This window comes from Plantactinospora sp. WMMB782 (genome assembly GCF_049179135.1).
In the GTDB taxonomy this organism is placed as follows: domain Bacteria; phylum Actinomycetota; class Actinomycetes; order Mycobacteriales; family Micromonosporaceae; genus Plantactinospora.
This window is the reverse complement of sequence record NZ_JBMHMC010000007.1, coordinates 2,719,314-2,738,677: the sequence shown is the minus strand read 5'-3', so window position 1 is coordinate 2,738,677 and position 19,364 is coordinate 2,719,314. Positions and strand designations below refer to the sequence as shown.

Below are 19,364 nucleotides of genomic sequence, written 5' to 3'. Positions count from 1 at the left end.
CCCTCCCTCTCCCCCCAAAGCCGGGTCCCCGTGCCCTTTCTCCCGTAGGGCACGGGGACCCGGTCCCCGTCGTACGCACCGGGGAACGGGCTGGCAGGGTCAGTACCGCCAGGGGTTGCCGGTGTCGCGGTACTCCTCGATCGGCACCAGCGGGACCTCCGGGTCCATCCGGTCGACGTAGAGCCGGCCCTCCAGGTGGTCGACCTCGTGCGCCACCAGCCGGGCCATGGCCAGCTCGAACGACGTGATCAGACGGGTGCCGTCCCAGCGGGCGTGCTCGACGTCCAGCCGGAGCGGCCGGGCGACCAGGCCGCGGAGGTCGAACAGCGACAGGCAGCCCTCGTACTGTTCGTCGGTCTCCAGCGCGGCGTCCACCACCCGGGGGTTGAGGAGTACGACCGGCTCGGCGTCGCGGTCCGGTGGGCGTACCACGGCGGCGGCCCAGGGCAGCCCGATCTGCGGTGCCGCGAGCCCGACGCCCTTGCTGAACGGGTGCAGTTCGTCGAGGCGTTCCAGGGCGGCCCGGAGCCGGGCCACCACGTCCCGGGCGTTGGTGTCGTCCCGGGGCAGGTCGAAGTGCCGGGCGGGCTGGCGGAGCAGGTCGGCGCCGAGCTGCACGATGCCGGCGGCCCGCATCCGGTCACTGGCCCGCCCCTCCGACTCCGTCGACGCGGCGGCGGGCGGGGCCGGCTGGGCGCGGTAGCGCCACTCGAGCCGGTACCGGGCATTCAGCGGCGGATCGTCGGTCGACCACTCGAAGCGGGACCGGCCGCCCTCGTCGTGCCGGACCAGCGGGGTACGCAGCGGGCCCTCCTCGGCCGACAGCGACGTCTCCACCCCCCACACCTGCGGGTCGAGGTCGAGCGGCAGGTCGAGCCGGAGCGCGAGCCGGCGGGTGGGCAGCCGTACGGCGCGCTGGAACCACTGCCCCCACTTGTCCCGGTTGACCCGGTACGAGTACTCGGTGGTGACCCGCTCGCCGGGATAGAGCGGGAAGCGGCCGTCGGCGTTCTCGAAGAGCAGCCACACCTCCTTGAACGCGTCCCGGTCGTGCTTCTTGCGCCACTCCATCGGCTCGCGGCTGCCCTGGTCGTCGCAGAACGCCTGGAGGTCCAGCTCGGCGAAGGTCAGCGGGTTCTCCCGGTGGTGCCGGTTGGACCGGGCCGGGTCGTTCGGAAACCGGTCCACGGCGATGCGCACCAGATAGCGGGTGACCGGCTCCGTTCCGGCGTTGTAGAGCGCCCGCCGGATCACGCAGCGGTACGCGCCCTCGTGGTAGGCGAGCGTGGCGGTCTCCTGCTCCACGATCAGCCCGGTGCCGGGCGGCATCCACTGCTCGGGTACGGGCGGGTCGCGGTGTGCGACGGCACCGGCGCGGGCCTGCCGCAGCTCGTCGTACTCCTGGAAGCGTTGCCAGATCGCTCCGGCGGCACCGAGCACGGCCTCCGCCCGGCGGGCGAAGTCCTCGGTGGGCCGGTGCCGGCGGCCCTCGACATGGCTGACGTAGGAGGGGTCGAACCCCATCCGGGCCGCGAGCTGTTTCTTGGTCATGCCCCGCTCGACCCGCCGACGGGAAAGCTCGGCCGCGAACGAGTCGGCAGCCCGCTCGATAGGCGTGGTCATCAGGTTCCTCTGGCCGGGAATCTCAGTCTGCTGGCCGAGCCGGCCAGTCTGACAGAACTGGCGCGTTAACGACAGTGGCTTGACATTCCGGTCTCCGTCGATGATCCTCCGCAGCCTCCACGCCCTCCGCCATCCGCCCCGCCGACGTGTCAGAGGAAACATTGCGGGAATATAGCCCCGGAGTACCCAGGTCTGGTTAGGCTTGCCTTAGTGGGCTAGGGTGACGATCAGTCGTCAGACGTGGGGGGTTGATCCAGGTGGCATCGAGGCAGACCGGTCCGGTCGCGGCCGTCGCGCCGGGCGCCTGCTCGCCCGCCGCCACGCCACAGAACGGCCACCGGGCGTGACTCTCCTGGTCGGCGACCGCGCCGCCGCGCCCCTGGCCCCGGTCACCGCGACCCTGCGGGCCGCCTTCGGCACCGACGAGCTGCCCGGGCTCGCCACCGGTCTGGTGGTCTCCGACGAGACCGGCTGGGCCCCGGCCACCGAACTGGTGGACGGCACCCGGCTGCCCGAACTGCTGGCCGTCACCCGGCAGCGCTGGGGGGCCAGCTCGCACGCCGCCGCCGCCCTGGCCTGGAAGTCTTACACCTACTGGCTGCTGCTGCCCGTGGTGCTCGGCTGGGCCTCCGCGCGCCGGGTGCCGCTGCTGCACCCGACCGACGTGCTGGTCCGGTTCGAGGAGAACCGGCCGCTGCTCGCGCTCGGCATCCGCCGCTCCACCGAGATCGCGGTGCTCCCCTCCGACCCGCTGGCCCTCTCCTGCCTGAGCGAGGTGCGGGTGGTGCCGGGCGAGGCCGAACTGCTCGCCGTGCTGCGCGCCTCCGTACTCGACGCGCACCTGACCCCGATGCTCGACTCGCTGCACCAGCAGGTCCGGCTCGGCGCCCGTACGCTGCTCGGGTCCGTCGCCTCCGGTGTGGCACACGCGGTGCTGCGGGCCGCCGACGCGCTGCCCGGGGAGTCGGTCGAGACGATCGGCGCACTGCTGGACACCCTCGGCGTGGCGGACCTGGTGGAGCTGGTGCCGGGTCCGACCGGCGAGCTGACCGTGCAGCGTAAGACCTGCTGCCTGGCCTTCACCCTGCCGCAGCCGAAGGTCTGCGCCGGTTGCTGCATCCGTACCCCCTGATCCGCACCGGGAGGCGGAGCCGCCGGCCGATTCGCGGTGTCACCGGGAGGCCGACGGAGCGTCGCGGCACGGGTGAAGATCGACACTGGACCGTTATCGCCGCGACACGCCGGGCCAACCTCGACGGACTATGTTCGGGTGGTCTGTAACGAAACACCCCCGAACTGGTCACAACCGATGCCTGAAGTCGTGAGTTCGGCTCGCACGAGTGCCCCGATTTCCCTACGGTCGTCGTAGATGGTTCACTCTGTCGGTCCAGTGCAGGTCGAGTCAGAGCGTGAGGGATCTACGCATGGCAGAAATTACTGGAGATCAACGTATTCAGGAAGAGGTGCTCGAGGGCCTCGCCACCGCCGTCAACCACCGACGCTGGTTCGTCGAGCTGGCCCTGCCCTACCTGGGCAACAACCCGATCGAGATCGGCAGCGGCCTGGGTGACTACGCGATCGAGTGGGCGCCGTACCTGGAGCGGTTCACCGCCACCGAGGCCGACCCGGACCGCCTGGTGGCGCTCAAGGAGCGCCTGGCCAGCGAGCCGACCATCGAGGTGCGGCAGATGCTGCTGCCCAACACCGAGCAGGGCGACTACAGCGCCGCCGTCTCCTACAACGTCCTGGAGCACATCGAGGACCACGTCGGCGCACTGCGCAGCATGCGCAGCCTGGTCCGGCCCGGCGGGGCGATCGTGCTGATCGTGCCGGCCTTCCAGTTCGCGATGAGCCCGGCCGACATCGCCACCGGTCACGTCCGGCGCTACACCAAGAAGACCATGCGGGCCGCACTGGAAGAGGCGGGCCTGGAGGTCGAGACGCTGCACTACGCCAACGCGCTCGGCCTGATCGGCTACTACATGGCGACGAGCGTCTTCCGGCTGATGCCCAAGGAAGGCCCGATGGTCAAGGTGTACGACACCCTCGTGCTGCCGGTGACCAAGGCCGCCGAGCGGGTGGTCCGGCCGCCGTTCGGCCAGTCCGTCTTCGCGGTCGCCCGGGTGCCCGCCTGAGACCACCGCGGGCCACGGGCCGGCATCGGCGCCTACTGCGCACCGGATGCCGGCCCGGCGCCAGAATCAGCCTTTGACCTGGTACGTCGGCCTGATGACGGCCCGAGCCAGGGTGTGGAAGGTCAGGTTGAACCCGACGTACGCCGGGCTCGCCTCCGGGGTCAGATCGAGCTTGTCGACGTCGAGGGCGTGCACGGCGAAGACGTACCGGTGCGGGCGGTCCCCGGCCGGCGGCGCGCAGCCGCCGTACGCCTGCTCGCCGTAGTCGTTGCGCACGCTGAACGCGCCCGCCGCGCCGGCCGACGACGACTGCCCGGCACCCTGCGGCAGCTCAGTCACGTCGGCGGGGACGTTCACCAGCACCCAGTGCCAGAACCCGCTGCCGGTGGGCGCGTCGGGGTCGTAGCAGGTGACCGCGAAACTCTTCGTCTCGGCCGGGAAGCCGGTCCAGGCGAGCTGCGGCGACAGATTCTGCCCGCCGACGCTCTGGTGGGCGAACTCGACGGCCATCGGCTCGCCGTTGCGCACGTCGTTACTGGTCAGCGTGAATGCCGGAACGGTCGGCAGCATCTCGTACGGGTCGGGTGGCACTGGTCGTTCGAGAGTCATCGCGAAGTCCTTTCCGCACGGCGGGTGGGCTCGGGCCGGAGAACCGGCGCCGTGCCCTTTCTACCCGTTCGACGGGTAACCACCCGCGCGGACCTCGCCACCCGAGCCGTCCGCCCCGTCCTTCCGGGGCGCCGGCCTCTTCCTCCGCGCCCGCAACCACGCCCGCCCACAGCGGCTCGGGGCGGTCCGGCTACGGCTCGACGTCGGGCGGCAGCGTGGCGACGGCGACCCGCAGGTCGGCGGCGGTGACACCGGGCGGCGGTACGGCCGCGCGGCGGTGGATCTCGACCACCAGCGGACGGCGGGGCTCCTCGACCCTGGCCAGATAGCCGCGGGCCGCCGCAAGTGCCTCGCAGTGCAGGACCCCGCAGCTGCGGCAGATCCCCTCGGCGTCCGGGGCGTGGTCGGCGACGATCCGCCGGGCCACCAGGATCAGTCGATTCCGGACCTGCACCGGGGTGAGCAGCTCCATCGCACCCTCGCTCCACTCCGTACGCCCGAAAGGGCGTGACCGTCGCCAAGGCGGCCCCGTACCCGCCCGTCGATCGCATCGATGATCTGTACGCAGGATCACCATGCGATTACTACGCGTAGAGAGTAGGCGAACGCATCGCATGGCCGTCAACCGAGTGTGGGACATCTCCCATGTCCTGACCAGGCCCTGAGTTGGTACACCTGCCGAGGGTCGCCGTAGCACATCCACAACATGATCAGGCGGTTATCCACAAGCACCGTGGTTGTCCACAGGTGCGCCGGCCACCGTCCCGATCGCCGACCGTTCGGGAGAGGCTGTCGGCGTGTCAACGACGCGGCACGCGCGGGAGAGTGGAGGAGCGGACTCTTGTCGAGAGACGATGAGCACGACCAGTTCGAGCGGATACGCCTCGTGGAGCAGGTCGAGCGGGATCGCATGCTGGTCGCGCAGTACGAGGAACATCAGGCCCTGCACCGGACCAGGGTCGAGAACAACCGGTACGAGCTCGGCAGACTAGACGAACGGCTAGGTGACTGACATGGCAGTCGATCCGTACGTTCAGGCACTGCGCGACCTGTTCGAGGCAGACCACGAGGAACGCATCGCGGAGATCCAGCGGTGGGCTGACGAGGCCGGCGCCCGTGGTGACCTGACGCGACAACGCCGACACCTCGACCACGTGGCACGACTCCGTGCGATGGCGTACCCGTGGCAGCAGAAGAAGCCGGCCGCCTAATGAGAGCTACCGGTGGCGCAAGCGAGGTCGCTCGCTGTAGGCGACTGAACGGGGGTAGCGTCCGAAGTGGCGGCCAGCCCGGCGTAGCCACCAGCAGGCTGCCGCCCAGTCCACTAGCTGGGATGGTCTGCCATGCCTCGTCGTACCGTACCAGCCGATCCGTCGATTGGTGATCGCATCCGCGCCCGCCGCGAACTGCGCGGGTGGAGCATTCGCTATGCCGCCAGCCGGGCCGGCATCTCGCACACCTCGTGGTCACGCATCGAACGGGGCCAGCAGCGCACCGACCGGTACATGGTCGTGGACCTGGCCGCCGCGCTGGAGTGCTCGGTGGTCGAGCTGACCGGACAGCCGTACGTGCCCGCCGACCGGCAGCTTGACGCCGCACGGATCGACGCCGAGCGGGTCTGGACGGAGATGATGCGTCACCCGCTGGCGGAGCGTCCGGTCCCCGGCAAGGCAGCACACGGCGCCATCCGGCAGGAAACCGCCCTGGTGCGGGATCTCTACAGCCGGTGCGATTACTCCGGAGCAATGCATCGGCTCATCAGCTTGATCCCTGCCCTGCACGCCGACGGACGGCGGCCGGAGACGGCCGAGATGATGGTGCCGGTGTACGGCGTTGCGATGGGCTGCCTGCTCAACGTCGGCTTTCCCGCGCACGCCTGGTTCGCCGCCCAGCAGTGCAGCGAAGCGGCGCAGCAGTTGGAAGACCCGGCAGGATTGGCAGTCGCGACAGCGAACCAGGCTCGCGTCCTGGCCTACACGGGCGCGTACGGGCCGGCGCGTGTGATGTGCGACCGGGCTGCCGACGACATTCAGCGGCGGCTGGAAGCGCCTTCCGCCCTGGATCTGCTGGGCTTCCTGCACCTGGCGCGAGCGCACCACTCGGCCGGCCTACGGGACATCGGTACCGCCGAGGAGCACCTGACCGAGGCGTCCCGGATCGCGGCCCGGACCGGCGAGACGGACGCCTGGGACATGGCGTGGGGTCCTCGGAACGTGGCGTTGTGGCAGATGGCGCTCCAACTCGACACGGGGCGGGCCGGCGAGGCGATCGAGACCGCCCGGACCATCCGGGTGACGGACCTGCCGGCGGTGCGACAGGTCTACTTCTACATGGACATGGCGCGGGCGATGGCCGACGTCGGCCGGGACCACGACGCGGTGCGGATGCTGCTGACGGGGGAACGGGTCGGCCCGCAGCACACCCGGTCGTCGACATCGGCCCGAGAAACCGCCCGATCGCTGTTGCGTCGGGGGCTGCTCGGATCAGAGCTTCGGGGACTGTGCGAGCGGATGGGCGTCCTCAACTGAAGTAGTGGTGCGTAAGCATCCACCACTATGCGTGCCAGTCCTTAGCGTCCGATCTCGGGACGCACGGTTCCTGCCGACCCCCGGCCGGTATGCGAACAGGCCCCGCGTCCTCGCCGGTCGGTCTGGTCCTTCTCCGTAGGCAGGCCCGGCCGGCGCCAGCCATTCGCCCAGTTGAGCGGCGCTCGGTGATCAAAAATCCCGGGCGCCGTGGCGTATCCGGAGGTGACGCGATGATGGATCTCGTAACTCAATGGCAGTCGGACCGCCGAACTGAGGCACAGCACCGGGGCGGCGGTCGGTGCACCGAGTGTGCGCCCCGGGGCGGCTGCGTCCGGCTGCTCGCCGCCGTACGCCGCCGGGTGGACCGGGCCAGCACCGACAGCCCGACGGGCCTGGGACGACTGCTGTGATCCGGATGGTGCGGCGCTGGCTGACCGTGCAGTGGCTGGTGCCCGTCGAGTGCGCGCTCGCCCGCCTGGTCCTCGGCGGGCACGCGCTGCGGGGGTGCGCGGAGTGCGGCCCGGACGGCTGTGACCTCTGGTCGTGGGCAATCGAGGTTCACCGGCGGGAGCACGCCGTCCGGGTGCTGCTCGGCGGGACGCTGCCTGCGGCGGTCACCGCCGCAGACGTACGCGCGGCACTGGAGCGGGTCCGGTGAGCATGGTGCCGGAGTCCGCACCCGGCCTGGCCGTCGACTGGGCCTGGGACACCATCACCGCGCACGCCGAGGGCCGCGACTGCAACGGCTGCCGGGGGGACTGGTGTCCGACCGCCGAGTGGGCGCTGTGGGTCGTCATCACCGACCGGCTCGTCGGGCCGGACCCGGAACGACGCCGGCTCGTCACCGTGGTGGCCCGGCAGGTGATGACGGCGCACTGGCCACGGACGATCGACGGCTGCCGGCCGTGCGGCCTTCCGAACTGCGGTCGGGGGGTGCTGGCCGGGACATGGCTGGAAGTCGTCGGGGAGCCGGCCGTGGCGGACAGTAGGTTGATCTTGTGCCCGTCGACAACGCCGTCGCTGGAGGAACTGCGGCGGATAACCGGCATAGGCGGCCCGCCTACGGCACCCGAGGCGTGATCAGGCGTCTGTTTGCAGGGCCCCGTTTGTCTACAGGCACCGTCGAGCGGCCTCCCACCCGGCCGGCCAGTCGGCACTCGCCACAAATCGGCGAGGCTACACTGACCGGCGCCGGCCACAGCCGAGGCAGGCGGACGCCGGATCCAGCAGGCCAGTCAGAGCACGACACGGCTCCGTCCATCCGGGCGACGCCGTGGTGCGTTTGGCGGATCGTGATCACTTATGCACCGTCGGTACGGTAACCGGCCATGAGCCAGCCACCCGCCACCTCCGGCCCGCCCTACAACCCGCTCGGCGGAGACCCGCAGCCGCCCACCTACAGCACTCCGCTGCTCCTGCCCAGGAAGCGCAAGCCTTGGCCCTGGATCGTCGGCGGCTTGGCCGGCATCGTGCTGCTCTGCTGCGGCGGCCTCGGCGTTATCGGCGCTCTCAGCGACGACCCCACCACCAGCACCACGAACACCTCCGCCGCCGGCACCACGTCGACCACCGCGCCAGCCCCGGATACCACCAGCCCAGCGGCGATGCCGACGACCGCCTCGCCGATCCCGAACAAGACGACCGCCTCGCCGAAGCCGAAACCGGCTCCCAAGGTTACCTACAAGCCACTCACCGAGCGGCAGTGGAAGCTTGTCGTAAAGGACCCCGACAAGTACATCGGGAAGACGTACATCGTGTACGGCGTTGTGACGCAGTTCGACGCGGCGACCGGCACCGACACGTTCCGCGCCGACGTCGGGCACAAGAACATGCAATACGACTTCGAGTACGACACAAATACGCTGCTCACCGCGTCGGCCGCCAAGCTGGAAAACGTGGTTGAGGACGACGAGTTTCGAGCCACGGTCAGGGTGGTCGGCTCGCACTCGTACGACACCCAGATCGGCGGGAACACCACGGTGCCGCTGCTCGCAATCGCGTCCATCAAGGTGCTCTGACGCCGGACACGCAGAAGCGCCCTACCTCCAGGACGAGCCCGGCTGGTGGACGTTCATCGCTTCGTGGCGGCCGATCCACTCTCGGGAGACGGTCACCGGCGGACCGCCGGCCGCGTCGGCGAAAGGGAGGCGACCTACCCGGACACTCCTGGAGCACTGCCGGCGTCCAGTAGGGTCAGCGAGGAGAGCCGGGAAACCCCAGACACGCAAATGACACGACCTGTAGGATTCGGCGCTCCTCGGCGAGCCGAATTGAAGGTCATTCATGCCCGATCAAATCGCCCCGGATCAGCGTTTGTGCTGGTCAGGGGCGATTTGACTGTTCGGGGAGCGGAGGGCGTGGGATTCGAACCCACGAGGACGTTGCCGCCCTACCGGTTTTCAAGACCTTACCAATCAAGGCGTTCACCAGCACGAACACGCCTCGACCGGGACCCGACGACACGGATACGACATAAGGCCCCCTCTGTCCACCCTCACCGACATGGCTGGCCACGGCCAACGCGTCGCGCCCAGCTCGACGCGACGCTTCGTGTAAGGCCGCGCGGTGGAACGCGACGCCTCCGCTCGGTCATGGCTCATCGGCCCGGCTGCGAACCCCCTCTCTCAAGTCAATCTGAACGCGGTACGCGAGGCGAGCGATAGTCCTGCCCGAGGAATTCCCGCCTGTGATCGTCGATGTCTCCGATCACAGCGTCCATAGTTGCCTGCGCGCGGTCTATTTCCTCCTGCAAGCGTCGAATAACCTGGTGCCGTCCGGCGTTGATGAGGCCGGTTACGTCCCCGGCGTCTGAGACTTCGCTAGGTGGCACGTAAAAGCAGTCTTCGTCCGCATAGCGCATAAGTACATCCCGCGCCGTAAACATCACTTGATTCATGGCTCGCTGTACGCGTTCACGTGTCTCGGCGTCCCAAGATGGATCGGCTTCGCTCATCACAGCCCCTTCTCGGCCCGGCGTCGCTCGGCAAGCGGCCACCGCTTAAGTTCTATCGTGTAGGACAGTTGGGTACGGTCGCCCGCTAGGACGGAATCCGAGACCTCTACGACTCGACCATCAGTGTCGATCGAGGTTTTACGCAGCACAAGTACCGCAACCCCGACATCGATGCCTAGCTCCTCGGCCTCATCCGCCGATGGTGGCCTTGCTGTTACCTCTTCTACTATCCGATCAAGCTCGATGCCGATCGTAAATAGCTGATGTTGAGTGCCCCCGGGCCACGGTTCCTTAGTCACGTCGATCAAGTCCGGGTTCACTGCAACCATGTCGTACAGCAAGTAAGAATGACCGAGACCGAACGGGGCAGGCTCGGATCGGGGCCGAGTCCGATAGGTTCGCTCCAATAGCCTCGTGCCAGTCGGTACACCGAATGCCTTCGCTAGATCCTGGTCAGCGATGATCTCATTATATTCTGCATGAAATTCGAGATCTGGCATTTCAAGGCCGGTATCCCGCTCCGTTGAGCCGGTTCCATAGCGCCGATCGAGAGGTAAAAGGACCCTATCCTTTTCCCACTGATGGCGTTCGGATGTGCGCTTTACATGCTGCCTAGGGATGCGCACGAAGGTTCCGTGTCCATGCCGCTTCTCAATCAATCCCTCGGCAGCGAGTAGATCCAACGCTCTCCGCATCGTTACGAGGCTAACTCGGTAGGTCTCTTTCAGTACCGTTTCGGCTGGCATTTGATCTCCGGGCGCGAGGTCTCCGTCACGGATCTTTGCCCTCAAATCTGCCGCAATCCGGTCATACTTCGTCGCCATCTGACTGCCTGCTCCTTCGGTCGTGGGGTCACTCCAAGTTTAAGTCCTCTATAGCTCTTGACATCGGCTGACCGGCCCCTACGATGGTGTCCATCGGTCCTCTAGAGGACCAGAGGATAGGAAGTCCGCCGGTCGGATGTCGGCGTCGGCGTTGCGGCTTTGGCTGCGGCGTTCGCGTACGGACCGCCGCGCACCTGGTCTTTCTCAACTCCACAGCGACAGGAAAAGGCGCTTGCGAGGCCGCGAGCGGTATCCCTGCGACGACGCCGGTAGGTCCCGGTCGAGCGTGGCGAGCGGACGGATAGCGAGCGCTGAAAGCCCTGATGGATGGCCCCGGGCCGTGCCGTGTACCGGCCCGGGGCTCCCCGACCTGTTGAGGAGTGACCGCTATGAGTCTCGCTGGCTGTATCCGGGTGTCCGCCCGGAAGTCGAACCCGCTTCAGCAGTGCCGGTGCGGCGTGGTGTCCACGCGGACCGACCACTGCCCGCCGAAGCGCCGTCGCCGCCGCTGACCTGCCGAGAGGAACCGAGATCCCGATGAGCTTCCACCTGCACCCTGGCGAGCCGACCGCCGCCGACCTGGCCGCGATCGAGCACGAGTGGCCGCTGATCGCCGCTGAGCTGGACGTGTTGGACGCGCAGATCAGCATGATCTACGCCGAGGATCACGGCGGCCCGACCGCGCTGGACTGGCGCCGGCTACGCCGGGCCGAAGCCCGTGTCACGCGGGCCGCCGCCGACCTGACCGCCCGTTCCGACCCGTACCGCGCGGCCTGATGTCCCGGCTCCGCGCGGCCTACCACGACCCGGACGGCGCGCGGTACGGCATCCCTACCTACTGGTGGCAGGGTGCCCCGCCGGGCTACGCCACCCGCCGACAGTTGACCGCCGCCGGTCTACGGCCCGCCGGTCAGCCGGTCGCCGCGCAGATCATGTGGCGCGGTGTCGGCGGCACCCGCGTTGCCTACCTGTACCGGGTCGACCTGGCCCGGCCGAAGCGCACCGCCACCCCCGCTCAACGCGCCGCGATCGGCAAGGCGTTGACGGCCCGCCGGACCTGCCCGACATGCGGGGTGGTCCGGCCCTACTGCATCCCGCGCTCCCTCGGGGAGTGCGTCGACTGTGCCTATCCGCAGGAGGTAGCAGCATGACCCGCACCTTCACCCATCCCAGCGTGCTGGCCGGTATCGCGGCCGGAGCGTCGTGGGCCGATCCGGTGATGGACCCGACCGGCATCGACTGGACCGCCCGCCGGGCTACCGCCGCGATCCCGTTCCCGCTGGTCGACGGACGGCCGGTAAACCCGTACGCGCCTACCGGTGTCCGGTACGGCCGCAACGAGCTTGGCCACTGGGGTGAGCAGCAGTGCGCTGACGCGATCGTGACCGCCACCGACATCTACGGACAGCGGTGGCTGCTCATGGTCGAACGCTCCGACGGCCACGGGTGGGCACTGCCCGGCGGCTACGTCGATCCGGGCGAGACGCCGACCGACACGGCGTTTCGGGAGTTGGCCGAGGAAACCGGCCTGAACCTGGTCCGCAGCGTCCGGCACCGGGTCATGCCGGCCCGGTACGTGCCCGACCCCCGCGCCAGTGATGAGGCATGGATGGTCACCACCCCGGTCCTGATCGATCTCGGTGACGAGTGGCGGGTACTGCCCGACGTGTCCGGCCGTGACGACGCCCGCCGGGCCGCGTGGCTTCGCGCCACCGACTACCGGCACCTCCACCACCACCTGACCGCCACCTACGGCGGCACGGTGTTCCCCGCCCACCGAGACATGCTCGCCACGCTTCTGAACGGAGACCAGTCGTGACCCTGCTACAGCTCAAGCGCATCCGCTGGGCGGTCCGCCTCGTGCTGGCGCTCGGCGTCGCCGCTTCCATTGCCGGGAACGTGTTGCACGCCCGGGAGTCGCTGATCAGTCAGATCATCTCGGCGTGGTCGCCCCTGGCGCTGCTGCTGACCGTCGAGCTGATCTCGCGGGTTCCGGTACACCGCCGGGCGCTCGCGTTCGCCCGGTGGGCCGCTACCGCCGTCATCGCCGGTATCGCAGCCTGGGTGTCGTACTGGCACATGGCCGCTGTCGCCGCCCACTACGGCGAGACCGGCGCCGCGCCGTACCTGCTACCGCTGTCGGTCGACGGGCTGATCGTCGTCGCGTCTATCTGCCTGGTCGAACTGGGCGGACGGATCGCCGCCGCGATCGGCGCCACCACCCCGGCACCGGCCACCGTGCCGCCGCCGGCACCGCCCGCCGATCCGGTCACCACGGATGCCGGTGACGGTACCGACCAGGCGGGTTCCGTCACCACTGCGCAGGTGACGGCACCGGCCGTGCCGGATGACGTCAAGCCGCGCCCGGCCCGTTCCCGGCCGAAGACCCTGACCAGTGCGGAGAAGGTGGCCAGGGCCGCCGCCAAGCTGCCCGGCGCCACCCCCGCGCAGATCGCGGCGAAGGCCGGTGTCAGCGAGTCCACCGCCCGCCGTCACCTGACCACCAGCGGGCCGGTTCCGGTGGCGTCACCAACCGGGCCGGACGCTGCGGAAACGGCACCCGCACCGGCCACCAACGGCCGTCACCCCGACCTGATCGACGCAGCCTAGCCCCGCCCGGCGGCACAGCCTCACGGCCTGGAAACCAGTGCTGTGCCGCCGGCCCTACCTCCGCTGTCCGAAGACCTCGGAAAGGGAACCTTCATGCTCTCATCCGATCCGGTGGCCGTGTTCGCCGCCGTGTTCGCCACCCTCTATGCCGCGCATCAGTTCGCCGATCACTGGGTGCAGACCCAATGCCAGGCCGATCACAAGGGTTCGCCGGGGTGGCGTGGCCGGGCCGCGTGCGCCGCGCACGTCGGCACCTACACCCTGACCGCCGCCGCCGCGCTGGCCTGCCTGCCGCTGTTCCTCGACCTGGCGTTGCCGGTCGGGCCGACCGTCGCCGGTCTGGCGGTGTCCGGGCTGTCGCACTACTGGATCGACCGCCGCCGGCCGCTGCGCCGGTTGGCGGACAGGTTGGGAAAGGACCCGGGCTGGTTGGAACGGGGTGGCGGGTTGTACGCCCTCGACCAGTCCGCCCACGTCGCGTTCCTGTTCGTCGCCGCCCTGGTGGTGGCCGCATGAACCTTCACGCTCACCCGCTGGTCCGGATGCTACGCGCGTTGGACCTGCCCGCCGATGACTACGTGGTGTTCGGGTCCGGGCCGCTGCTGGCCCACGGCCTGCGCACGAACATCGGGGACCTTGACGTGGTGGCCCGTGGCCGGGCGTGGCAGGCGTTGACCGCCGCCGCCCGACCGGTGGCCACCCCGTCCGGGCACGGGCGGATGGTCCGACTCCAGATCGAAGCCGTCACCGACTGGCTTCCCGGGTTCGACACCGACCACCTGATCCGGTCTGCCGAGCTGCACGCCGGTATCCCGTTCGCCTCGCTGGCCGAGGTCCGTCGGTCGAAGCTGACCGCCCGCCGGCCGAAGGACTGGCCCGACCTGGCCCTCATCGACTCCGCACTCACCACCGTCTGACCAGGAGGAATTCGTCATGACGACCAATCCGCTTCTGCCCGACGGGCAGGATGCCGTGGACCCGGGTTCGGCCCGGATCGTTGACCTGAACAAGCGGCGGCAGGATCGGGCCGCCGCCGCTGACGGCCTGGTCACGGCCGATGAGTCCGACACGGAGACCGTGGCGCCGTCTCCGGTGGTGACCGGCGGGCCGGTCGACCCGCCGGACCGGCCCCGGTTCCTGGCCGACGTGTTGGACCAGCCCCGACGGGTGCCGATCCTGCCCCGCTGGCTGACCAGCGGCGATGAGGCACGCGCGACGGCCCGCCGGGCGGTGTCGGTGGCCGGCTATCACGCCGGGGTGCACGCCTTCCGGTCGCCGGTCTACCTGGGCAAGGTGGCCTGGTACGCGCCGAAGGGTGCCGCCCGGCTGGTCAACCGGGTCATCGGCTGGACGACCGCCGAGTCGGGTAACTGGACGTTGCGGCAGGATGCCGCCAACCGCAACGACCCGAAGACGTGGCTTGAGCTGGACCGGCACCGGCAGCGGCAAACGTCGTGGCGGTGGTGGGTGACCAGCGCCGGCACCCTCGCCGGTGGGACCGGCGGGGTGATCCTGTACTCCGACCTGACCCCGTGGTGGGTCAAGGCGCCCGTGCTGGCCGGTGGGCTGGTCGGGTTGGCCCGCTACGGCCGTCCCCTGGATCGGCCGATCATCGCCCGGACCGTGGTGCGGGCCGCGTACCGGAAGCTGACCGCCGAACTGACCCGTAAGGGCATCATGGCGACCGGGCTGGTGAAGCGGCCCGAGGACATCGTGTTCCCGGCCGGGGTCGGTGAGATCCGCCGCGACGGCCCCGGTTACCTCGCTGTGGCTGACCTGCCGGACGGGGTGATCGCGGTCGACGTGGTCGACAAGCGGGAACAGGTCGCCGGTGGCCTGCGTCTGCCGATCGATCAGGTGTGGCCCGAGGTGATGCCGAGGGAGCACCCCGGACGGTTGGCGTTGTGGGTGGCCGACCGGCCGGTGTCGGCGATGAAGCAACCGCCGTGGCCGCTGCTGCGGGGTGGGCAGACGGACTACTTCAAGCCGTTCGTGTACGGGTTCGACCCGCGTATGCGGCCGGTCGACTACCGGATGGACGAGCGGAACAGCCTGTTCGCCGGGTTCCCCGGGTCGGGTAAGAGCCTGTCCGCGCGGGTGGTGCTGGCCGGCATGGCCCTCGATCCGCTGGTCACGTTCGCGGTGTTCGACCTGGCCGGGCGGGGTGACTTCGACGCGTTCGAACCGCTGTGCGCGCCGGGTCTGTTCGGCTCCGGCGCCGACGAGGGCACCAAGCAGGCCGCGTACCGGATGCTGATGTGGCTGCTCAAGGAGTGCGACACCCGTGGGCCGCTGATCAAGTCCTACGCGACCAAGGGCCTGAACAGCGAGAACAAGCTGAACCGGGCCATCGCGCAGAAGGACGCGAGGCTGCGGCCGATCGTCGCCGCGATCGATGAGGTACAGGAGCTGATCACCGATCCGGAGATCGGCAAGAGTGCCGCCGCCGCGAAGACCAGCATCATCAAGCGTGGCCGGGCACTGGGTATCCACCTGGTGCTGATGACTCAGCGGATCGACAAGGAATCCCTGCCCAAGGGCGTCACGTCCAACATCGCGTTGCGGACCTGTCTGGCCGTGCCGTCGCACGTCGAGACGGATCTGGCGTTGGGTACCGGCGCCTACCGGATGGGTGCCCGGCCGACTCAGTTCGAGATCGGCGTCGATGCTGGTTGGGGCGTCCGGGTCGGGTACGGGCCGATGACCTCCGTCCGCGCCGCGTACCTGGACCGGGCCGCCGTGGAGCGGGTCTGCGCCCGTGGTGTGGCCCTGCGCGGCGGCACCGTCGCCGGGGTCGACCTGCCCGCAGCCCGGGACATCCTCGACGACCTCCGGGCCGTCTGGGTGGCCGGGGAACGGGGACAGCACTGGGACACCCTCGCCCCCCGGTTGGCCAACCGCTTCCCGGACGCGTACGGGTCACTGACCGCCGAAGCGCTCTCCGCGCTGGTACGGGCGAAGGGCATCGAGTCACGCAACGTCAAGGCGAACGGGTCGACCCGGCGGGGTGTCTACCTCGCCGAGATCACCACCGTGGTCGACCAACGCGACAGCGACGCCGGCTGAGCCCGGCCGCCGGGGCGGGTAGCAAACACGGCCGGGGTAGCGGCACCGCTACCCCGGCCGCTACCCGCCCCGCCAGCGTCAACACCCACCGGTAGCGGTAGCGGCCCACGGCCTCTACCGCCGGTAACCGTCTGTTGGGAGCCTCCCGTGACCTTCACCCACGCTGCTACCAGCACAAACACGCCCGAAATGTCCGCAGTCCTATTCGCCGGAATCCTCCTGATTGTCACTGTCGGTTATGCGGCCCGCTGCTGGCTGACCCCATTCACAGCCTGTCACCGCTGCGACGGGACTGGCGCCGCACCGCCGACCACGATGGACCGGCTCCGCCGCCGCACACCCCGACCCCGAGCCCTACGCGGACGGCCCGACTGCCGCCGATGCCGGGGCACCGGGCTCCGGCTCCGACTCGGCCGCCGCGCGTTCAACCACTTCCGCCGCATCCGGCGGGCCGCCCGGTGAAGCGCCGACCGACCCCACACACCGACTGGTGCGCCCGCGACCACCGCTGCAACCTCGGCGAGCACCGGTCGGAGGAAATCGTGGTCGACCTGCCCCGGTACGGCCGGGCCGTGCTGACCCGCGTCACCGCTGACGGCGGCACCGGCCACGCCGAGATCAGGCTCCGCGTGGTCCTGGCCGCTGCCGAGCCGGCCGCCCGCCGGCAACTGCTGACCATCCTCGGCGACCTACGCGCGCTGGTCACCCGCGCCGCGCTCGCCGGCCGCCCGACCCCCGGAAGGAGTCCCCGATGATCCTGCACCGCGTCTGCGTCGAACTGACCTGCGACACCGGTTGCGAAGAGCCGTGGGGCGACGAAGGTACGCCGCACTTCACCAGCGAACAGGAAGCCATCGCGTACGCCACGGCCGAGGGATGGACCTTCACCGACGGCACCGCCCGCTGTTCCGACTGCACCGACCGGCACGCCTGCCTGACCCGTGGCCACCAGTGGCAGCCGTGGGAAACCGGCCGAATCGAGAACATCACGCACCGCCGCCGCTGGTGCGGGCGCTGCCCTGACACCGAGTACAACCCGCCGTTGGCCGAACTCCGCGTGCTGATCGCGGCGGCCCGGCAGAGGTGACCCGTGGACCGCGACGCCGGTCGGTGCCGGCACTGGATCGGCACCGGGCGGCGGCACTGCAACGCGACTGACCGGGTGCGGATGTTCCTGCCCGGCCCGCGCTGCCCGCTGCACACCCCGGCCGTCCTCGCTGGCCGGGCTGTCCCTGATGAAGGGAGCTTTCCCATGCCTGATCTGCTCACCACCGCGCTCGACCACGCCGCACGCGGGTGGCACGTCTTTCCGCTGCGGCCGGACGACCGGCCCGGCGACCCGGACCACGCGAAACGGCCCGCGTTCCCGGCCCGCTGCACCGCCGAGCACTGCGACCGGACCGACCCGCGTTGCCGTGCCGCCGGCCGGCACGTCGGGTGGGAGGAACGCGCCACCACCGACCCGGCCCGCATCACCCGGGCATGGTCGCACCGGCCGTACGGGATCGGTATCGCGTGCGGGCCGTCCGGCCTGCTGGTGGTCGACCTGGACGTGTCGAAGGTGCCCGGCGGGCCGGACGGCATCGACACGTTCGGCATGCTCGCCGAGCGGCACGACGACCCGGCCGTGTGGGAGACGTACACCGTCAAGACCGGGCGGGGTGGCCTGCACCTGTACTACCGGCACCCGGCCGCCGGCCCCCGACTGCGGAACACCCAAGGCGACCGGGGTGGACTCGGCCCCGCCGTGGACACCCGATCCCACGGCGGGTACGTCGTCGCCGCCGGCACCACCGTCGCCGGACGGCCCTACGCGGTCGATGGGGACACCGACCCGGCGCCGCTGCCCGGATGGCTTGCCGGGCTACTCGCCCCGGCGCCGCTACCGCCGCAACGGCCGGTGCTGGCCACCATCGGAACCGGCCGCCAGGCGGCATACGTCACGGCCGCGATCGACCGTGAAACCACCCGCGTCGCCTGGTCGACACCCGGCGAGCGGAACCACGTCCTCTACACCGCGTCCGTAGCGCTCGGCCAACTCGTCGCCGGCCGGGCACTCGGCGAGGACGACGCCACGTCGGCACTGACCGCCGCCGCCGGCCGGGCCGGACTCGACACGACCGAGACCGCGCGGACGATCCGGTCCGGGCTGCGGGCCGGAGCGAAGCGGCCCCGGACGGTGGCCGCGTGAGGCGCCGGCCGCGTCTGCTCGACCTGTGCTGCTGTGCCGGTGGCGCTTCCGCCGGCTACCACGCGGCCGGGTTCGACGTGACCGGTGTCGACATCAACCCGCAGCCCTACTACCCGTTCCGGTTCATCCGCGCGGACGCGCTCACCGTGGATCTGACCGGCTACGACGTGATAGCCGCGTCGCCGCCGTGCCAACGCTGGTGCGCTTCCACACCGTCGCACCGCCGGCACGAACACCCGGATCTGCTCGGCCCGGTCCGGGAACGGCTCCGGGCCGCCGTCGCCGAGCCGGGCGGGCCGTGGGCGTACGTCATCGAGAACGTCCCCGGCGCACCGATGGTCGATCCGGTCACCATCTGCGGGGACAGCCTGCAACTCGGCGTGCGCCGGCACCGGCTGTTCGAATCGAACCTCCCGCTCGTCGGCACCCCGTGCTGGCACGATCGGCCCGGCCGACCCGTGCCGGTGTACGGCAGCTACGGGCAACGGACGGGACGAAACCGCACCGTCGATGGGGAACCGTCACCGAACACCGACCAGGCACGCGCCGCGATGGGCATCGACTGGATGCCGTGGCCGAACCTCACACAGGCCATCCCACCTGCCTACACGTTCTGGCTCGGCGTGCAACTCCTCACCCACCGACCCGCCGACCGTGACGTTTCCCCGTCGACGAGTACCCGTGACGCTTCCACCGCGGCAGCCGATGACGGTTCCCACCAGGCGGGTTTCCGTCATCGGTGACGCAACCCCGCCGGCGGGCATGCGTCACTGCCACTGCGGAAGGCCGCTGACCCGGCCCGCGACCGGCCGATGGCCGCGCCAC

The 19,364-nt window shown here is 70.1% G+C and carries 25 protein-coding genes; 20 read left to right on the top strand and 5 right to left on the bottom strand.

What is annotated here, in order from left to right; genetic code table 11:
- Positions 1 to 99: 99 nt before the first annotated feature.
- Complete coding sequence (locus tag ACN28A_RS14620; RefSeq protein ID WP_421395748.1) at positions 100 to 1,623, bottom strand: peptide deformylase; 1,524 nt, start codon at positions 1,621 to 1,623, stop codon at positions 100 to 102.
- 352 nt (positions 1,624 to 1,975) lie between these two features.
- Here ACN28A_RS14620 and ACN28A_RS14615 point away from each other — a divergent pair, with 352 nt between their 5' ends.
- Positions 1,976 to 2,755, top strand: coding sequence for an IucA/IucC family C-terminal-domain containing protein (locus tag ACN28A_RS14615; RefSeq protein ID WP_421404386.1), 780 nt, complete (start codon positions 1,976 to 1,978; stop codon positions 2,753 to 2,755).
- 292 nt (positions 2,756 to 3,047) lie between these two features.
- Positions 3,048 to 3,758 (top strand): class I SAM-dependent methyltransferase, encoded by a 711-nt coding sequence (locus ACN28A_RS14610; protein WP_421395746.1) that lies wholly within the window; start codon positions 3,048 to 3,050, stop codon positions 3,756 to 3,758.
- Between the two features lie 66 nt (positions 3,759 to 3,824).
- On the opposite strand, the gene ACN28A_RS14605 is transcribed toward ACN28A_RS14610, so the two are convergent.
- Complete coding sequence (locus ACN28A_RS14605) at positions 3,825 to 4,367, bottom strand: YbhB/YbcL family Raf kinase inhibitor-like protein (RefSeq protein WP_421395744.1); 543 nt, start codon at positions 4,365 to 4,367, stop codon at positions 3,825 to 3,827.
- 190 nt (positions 4,368 to 4,557) lie between these two features.
- Positions 4,558 to 4,839, bottom strand: coding sequence for a hypothetical protein (locus ACN28A_RS14600; RefSeq protein WP_421395742.1), 282 nt, complete (start codon positions 4,837 to 4,839; stop codon positions 4,558 to 4,560).
- A 369-nt stretch (positions 4,840 to 5,208) separates the two neighbouring features.
- On the opposite strand from ACN28A_RS14600, the gene ACN28A_RS14595 reads away from it, so the two are divergent.
- The 7 genes from ACN28A_RS14595 (at position 5,209) to ACN28A_RS14565 (ending at position 8,913) form a co-directional block, all read left to right on the top strand.
- A complete protein-coding gene (locus tag ACN28A_RS14595) occupies positions 5,209 to 5,379 on the top strand; it encodes a hypothetical protein (protein WP_421395740.1) in 171 nt (56 codons plus the stop codon).
- 1 nt (position 5,380) lies between these two features.
- On the top strand, positions 5,381 to 5,578 hold the full coding sequence (locus ACN28A_RS14590) for a hypothetical protein (protein WP_421395738.1): 198 nt from the start codon (positions 5,381 to 5,383) through the stop codon (positions 5,576 to 5,578).
- Between the two features lie 165 nt (positions 5,579 to 5,743).
- Positions 5,744 to 6,895 (top strand): helix-turn-helix domain-containing protein, encoded by a 1,152-nt coding sequence (locus ACN28A_RS14585; RefSeq protein ID WP_421404384.1) that lies wholly within the window; start codon positions 5,744 to 5,746, stop codon positions 6,893 to 6,895.
- A gap of 230 nt (positions 6,896 to 7,125) precedes the next feature.
- On the top strand, positions 7,126 to 7,305 hold the full coding sequence (locus ACN28A_RS14580; RefSeq protein ID WP_421395736.1) for a hypothetical protein: 180 nt from the start codon (positions 7,126 to 7,128) through the stop codon (positions 7,303 to 7,305).
- Positions 7,302 to 7,553 (top strand): hypothetical protein, encoded by a 252-nt coding sequence (locus tag ACN28A_RS14575; protein ID WP_421395734.1) that lies wholly within the window; start codon positions 7,302 to 7,304, stop codon positions 7,551 to 7,553. The genes ACN28A_RS14580 and ACN28A_RS14575 overlap by 4 nt, the downstream gene beginning before the upstream one ends.
- Positions 7,550 to 7,975 (top strand): hypothetical protein, encoded by a 426-nt coding sequence (locus tag ACN28A_RS14570; RefSeq protein ID WP_421395732.1) that lies wholly within the window; start codon positions 7,550 to 7,552, stop codon positions 7,973 to 7,975. The genes ACN28A_RS14575 and ACN28A_RS14570 overlap by 4 nt, the downstream gene beginning before the upstream one ends.
- 248 nt (positions 7,976 to 8,223) lie before the next feature.
- Positions 8,224 to 8,913, top strand: coding sequence for a hypothetical protein (locus ACN28A_RS14565; protein WP_421395731.1), 690 nt, complete (start codon positions 8,224 to 8,226; stop codon positions 8,911 to 8,913).
- Positions 8,914 to 9,524: 611 nt separating this feature from the next.
- Here the strand turns inward: ACN28A_RS14565 and ACN28A_RS14560 are convergent.
- Entirely contained in the window at positions 9,525 to 9,848 is a 324-nt protein-coding gene (locus ACN28A_RS14560; RefSeq protein WP_278065295.1) for a hypothetical protein, read from the bottom strand.
- Positions 9,848 to 10,672 carry a GntR family transcriptional regulator gene (locus ACN28A_RS14555; protein ID WP_421395729.1) on the bottom strand — a complete coding sequence of 275 codons (825 nt, stop codon included), beginning with the start codon at positions 10,670 to 10,672 and terminating at the stop codon, positions 9,848 to 9,850. Before ACN28A_RS14555 ends, ACN28A_RS14560 begins: the two co-directional genes overlap by 1 nt.
- A gap of 537 nt (positions 10,673 to 11,209) precedes the next feature.
- Between ACN28A_RS14555 and ACN28A_RS14550 the strand changes: the two genes are divergently transcribed.
- The 11 genes from ACN28A_RS14550 (at position 11,210) to ACN28A_RS14500 (ending at position 19,282) form a co-directional block, all read left to right on the top strand.
- Complete coding sequence (locus ACN28A_RS14550; RefSeq protein ID WP_421395727.1) at positions 11,210 to 11,449, top strand: DUF6284 family protein; 240 nt, start codon at positions 11,210 to 11,212, stop codon at positions 11,447 to 11,449.
- Positions 11,449 to 11,823 (top strand): RRQRL motif-containing zinc-binding protein, encoded by a 375-nt coding sequence (locus tag ACN28A_RS14545; RefSeq protein ID WP_421395725.1) that lies wholly within the window; start codon positions 11,449 to 11,451, stop codon positions 11,821 to 11,823. The genes ACN28A_RS14550 and ACN28A_RS14545 overlap by 1 nt, the downstream gene beginning before the upstream one ends.
- Positions 11,820 to 12,491: an NUDIX domain-containing protein gene (locus tag ACN28A_RS14540; protein ID WP_421395724.1), complete on the top strand. Its 672-nt coding sequence runs from the start codon at positions 11,820 to 11,822 to the stop codon at positions 12,489 to 12,491. Before ACN28A_RS14545 ends, ACN28A_RS14540 begins: the two co-directional genes overlap by 4 nt.
- Positions 12,488 to 13,282, top strand: a complete 795-nt coding sequence (locus ACN28A_RS14535) for a DUF2637 domain-containing protein (protein ID WP_421395722.1) — start codon at positions 12,488 to 12,490, stop codon at positions 13,280 to 13,282. The genes ACN28A_RS14540 and ACN28A_RS14535 overlap by 4 nt, the downstream gene beginning before the upstream one ends.
- Positions 13,283 to 13,375: 93 nt before the next feature.
- Positions 13,376 to 13,798: a DUF3307 domain-containing protein gene (locus ACN28A_RS14530; protein WP_421395720.1), complete on the top strand. Its 423-nt coding sequence runs from the start codon at positions 13,376 to 13,378 to the stop codon at positions 13,796 to 13,798.
- A complete protein-coding gene (locus ACN28A_RS14525; protein ID WP_421395719.1) occupies positions 13,795 to 14,199 on the top strand; it encodes a hypothetical protein in 405 nt (134 codons plus the stop codon). The genes ACN28A_RS14530 and ACN28A_RS14525 overlap by 4 nt, the downstream gene beginning before the upstream one ends.
- 16 nt (positions 14,200 to 14,215) lie before the next feature.
- The gene (locus ACN28A_RS14520; RefSeq protein WP_421395717.1) at positions 14,216 to 16,348 is read left to right on the top strand and encodes an FtsK/SpoIIIE domain-containing protein; all 2,133 of its coding nucleotides are present in this window, start codon (positions 14,216 to 14,218) and stop codon (positions 16,346 to 16,348) included.
- 458 nt (positions 16,349 to 16,806) lie between these two features.
- A complete protein-coding gene (locus ACN28A_RS14515) occupies positions 16,807 to 17,103 on the top strand; it encodes a hypothetical protein (protein WP_421395715.1) in 297 nt (98 codons plus the stop codon).
- Entirely contained in the window at positions 17,100 to 17,435 is a 336-nt protein-coding gene (locus tag ACN28A_RS14510) for a hypothetical protein (RefSeq protein ID WP_421395713.1), read from the top strand. Before ACN28A_RS14515 ends, ACN28A_RS14510 begins: the two co-directional genes overlap by 4 nt.
- Before the next feature lie 165 nt (positions 17,436 to 17,600).
- Entirely contained in the window at positions 17,601 to 18,539 is a 939-nt protein-coding gene (locus ACN28A_RS14505) for a bifunctional DNA primase/polymerase (RefSeq protein ID WP_421395712.1), read from the top strand.
- The gene (locus tag ACN28A_RS14500) at positions 18,536 to 19,282 is read left to right on the top strand and encodes a hypothetical protein (RefSeq protein WP_421395711.1); all 747 of its coding nucleotides are present in this window, start codon (positions 18,536 to 18,538) and stop codon (positions 19,280 to 19,282) included. The genes ACN28A_RS14505 and ACN28A_RS14500 overlap by 4 nt, the downstream gene beginning before the upstream one ends.
- Positions 19,283 to 19,364 lie beyond the last annotated feature (82 nt).

What these genes read in the sequence shown, in the direction of transcription:
- ACN28A_RS14545 (WP_421395725.1), top strand. Translation starts at nt 11,449, where the DNA reads ATGTCCCGGCTCCGCGCGGCCTACCACGACCCGGACGGCGCGCGGTAC.
- ACN28A_RS14555 (WP_421395729.1), bottom strand. Translation starts at nt 10,672, where the DNA reads ATGGCGACGAAGTATGACCGGATTGCGGCAGATTTGAGGGCAAAGATC.
- ACN28A_RS14605 (WP_421395744.1), bottom strand. Translation starts at nt 4,367, where the DNA reads ATGACTCTCGAACGACCAGTGCCACCCGACCCGTACGAGATGCTGCCG.
- ACN28A_RS14600 (WP_421395742.1), bottom strand. Translation starts at nt 4,839, where the DNA reads ATGGAGCTGCTCACCCCGGTGCAGGTCCGGAATCGACTGATCCTGGTG.
- ACN28A_RS14530 (WP_421395720.1), top strand. Translation starts at nt 13,376, where the DNA reads ATGCTCTCATCCGATCCGGTGGCCGTGTTCGCCGCCGTGTTCGCCACC.
- ACN28A_RS14550 (WP_421395727.1), top strand. Translation starts at nt 11,210, where the DNA reads ATGAGCTTCCACCTGCACCCTGGCGAGCCGACCGCCGCCGACCTGGCC.
- ACN28A_RS14540 (WP_421395724.1), top strand. Translation starts at nt 11,820, where the DNA reads ATGACCCGCACCTTCACCCATCCCAGCGTGCTGGCCGGTATCGCGGCC.
- ACN28A_RS14520 (WP_421395717.1), top strand. Translation starts at nt 14,216, where the DNA reads ATGACGACCAATCCGCTTCTGCCCGACGGGCAGGATGCCGTGGACCCG.
- ACN28A_RS14610 (WP_421395746.1), top strand. Translation starts at nt 3,048, where the DNA reads ATGGCAGAAATTACTGGAGATCAACGTATTCAGGAAGAGGTGCTCGAG.
- ACN28A_RS14620 (WP_421395748.1), bottom strand. Translation starts at nt 1,623, where the DNA reads ATGACCACGCCTATCGAGCGGGCTGCCGACTCGTTCGCGGCCGAGCTT.
- ACN28A_RS14560 (WP_278065295.1), bottom strand. Translation starts at nt 9,848, where the DNA reads ATGAGCGAAGCCGATCCATCTTGGGACGCCGAGACACGTGAACGCGTA.
- ACN28A_RS14590 (WP_421395738.1), top strand. Translation starts at nt 5,381, where the DNA reads ATGGCAGTCGATCCGTACGTTCAGGCACTGCGCGACCTGTTCGAGGCA.
- ACN28A_RS14505 (WP_421395712.1), top strand. Translation starts at nt 17,601, where the DNA reads ATGCCTGATCTGCTCACCACCGCGCTCGACCACGCCGCACGCGGGTGG.
- ACN28A_RS14510 (WP_421395713.1), top strand. Translation starts at nt 17,100, where the DNA reads ATGATCCTGCACCGCGTCTGCGTCGAACTGACCTGCGACACCGGTTGC.
- ACN28A_RS14565 (WP_421395731.1), top strand. Translation starts at nt 8,224, where the DNA reads ATGAGCCAGCCACCCGCCACCTCCGGCCCGCCCTACAACCCGCTCGGC.
- ACN28A_RS14525 (WP_421395719.1), top strand. Translation starts at nt 13,795, where the DNA reads ATGAACCTTCACGCTCACCCGCTGGTCCGGATGCTACGCGCGTTGGAC.
- ACN28A_RS14580 (WP_421395736.1), top strand. Translation starts at nt 7,126, where the DNA reads ATGATGGATCTCGTAACTCAATGGCAGTCGGACCGCCGAACTGAGGCA.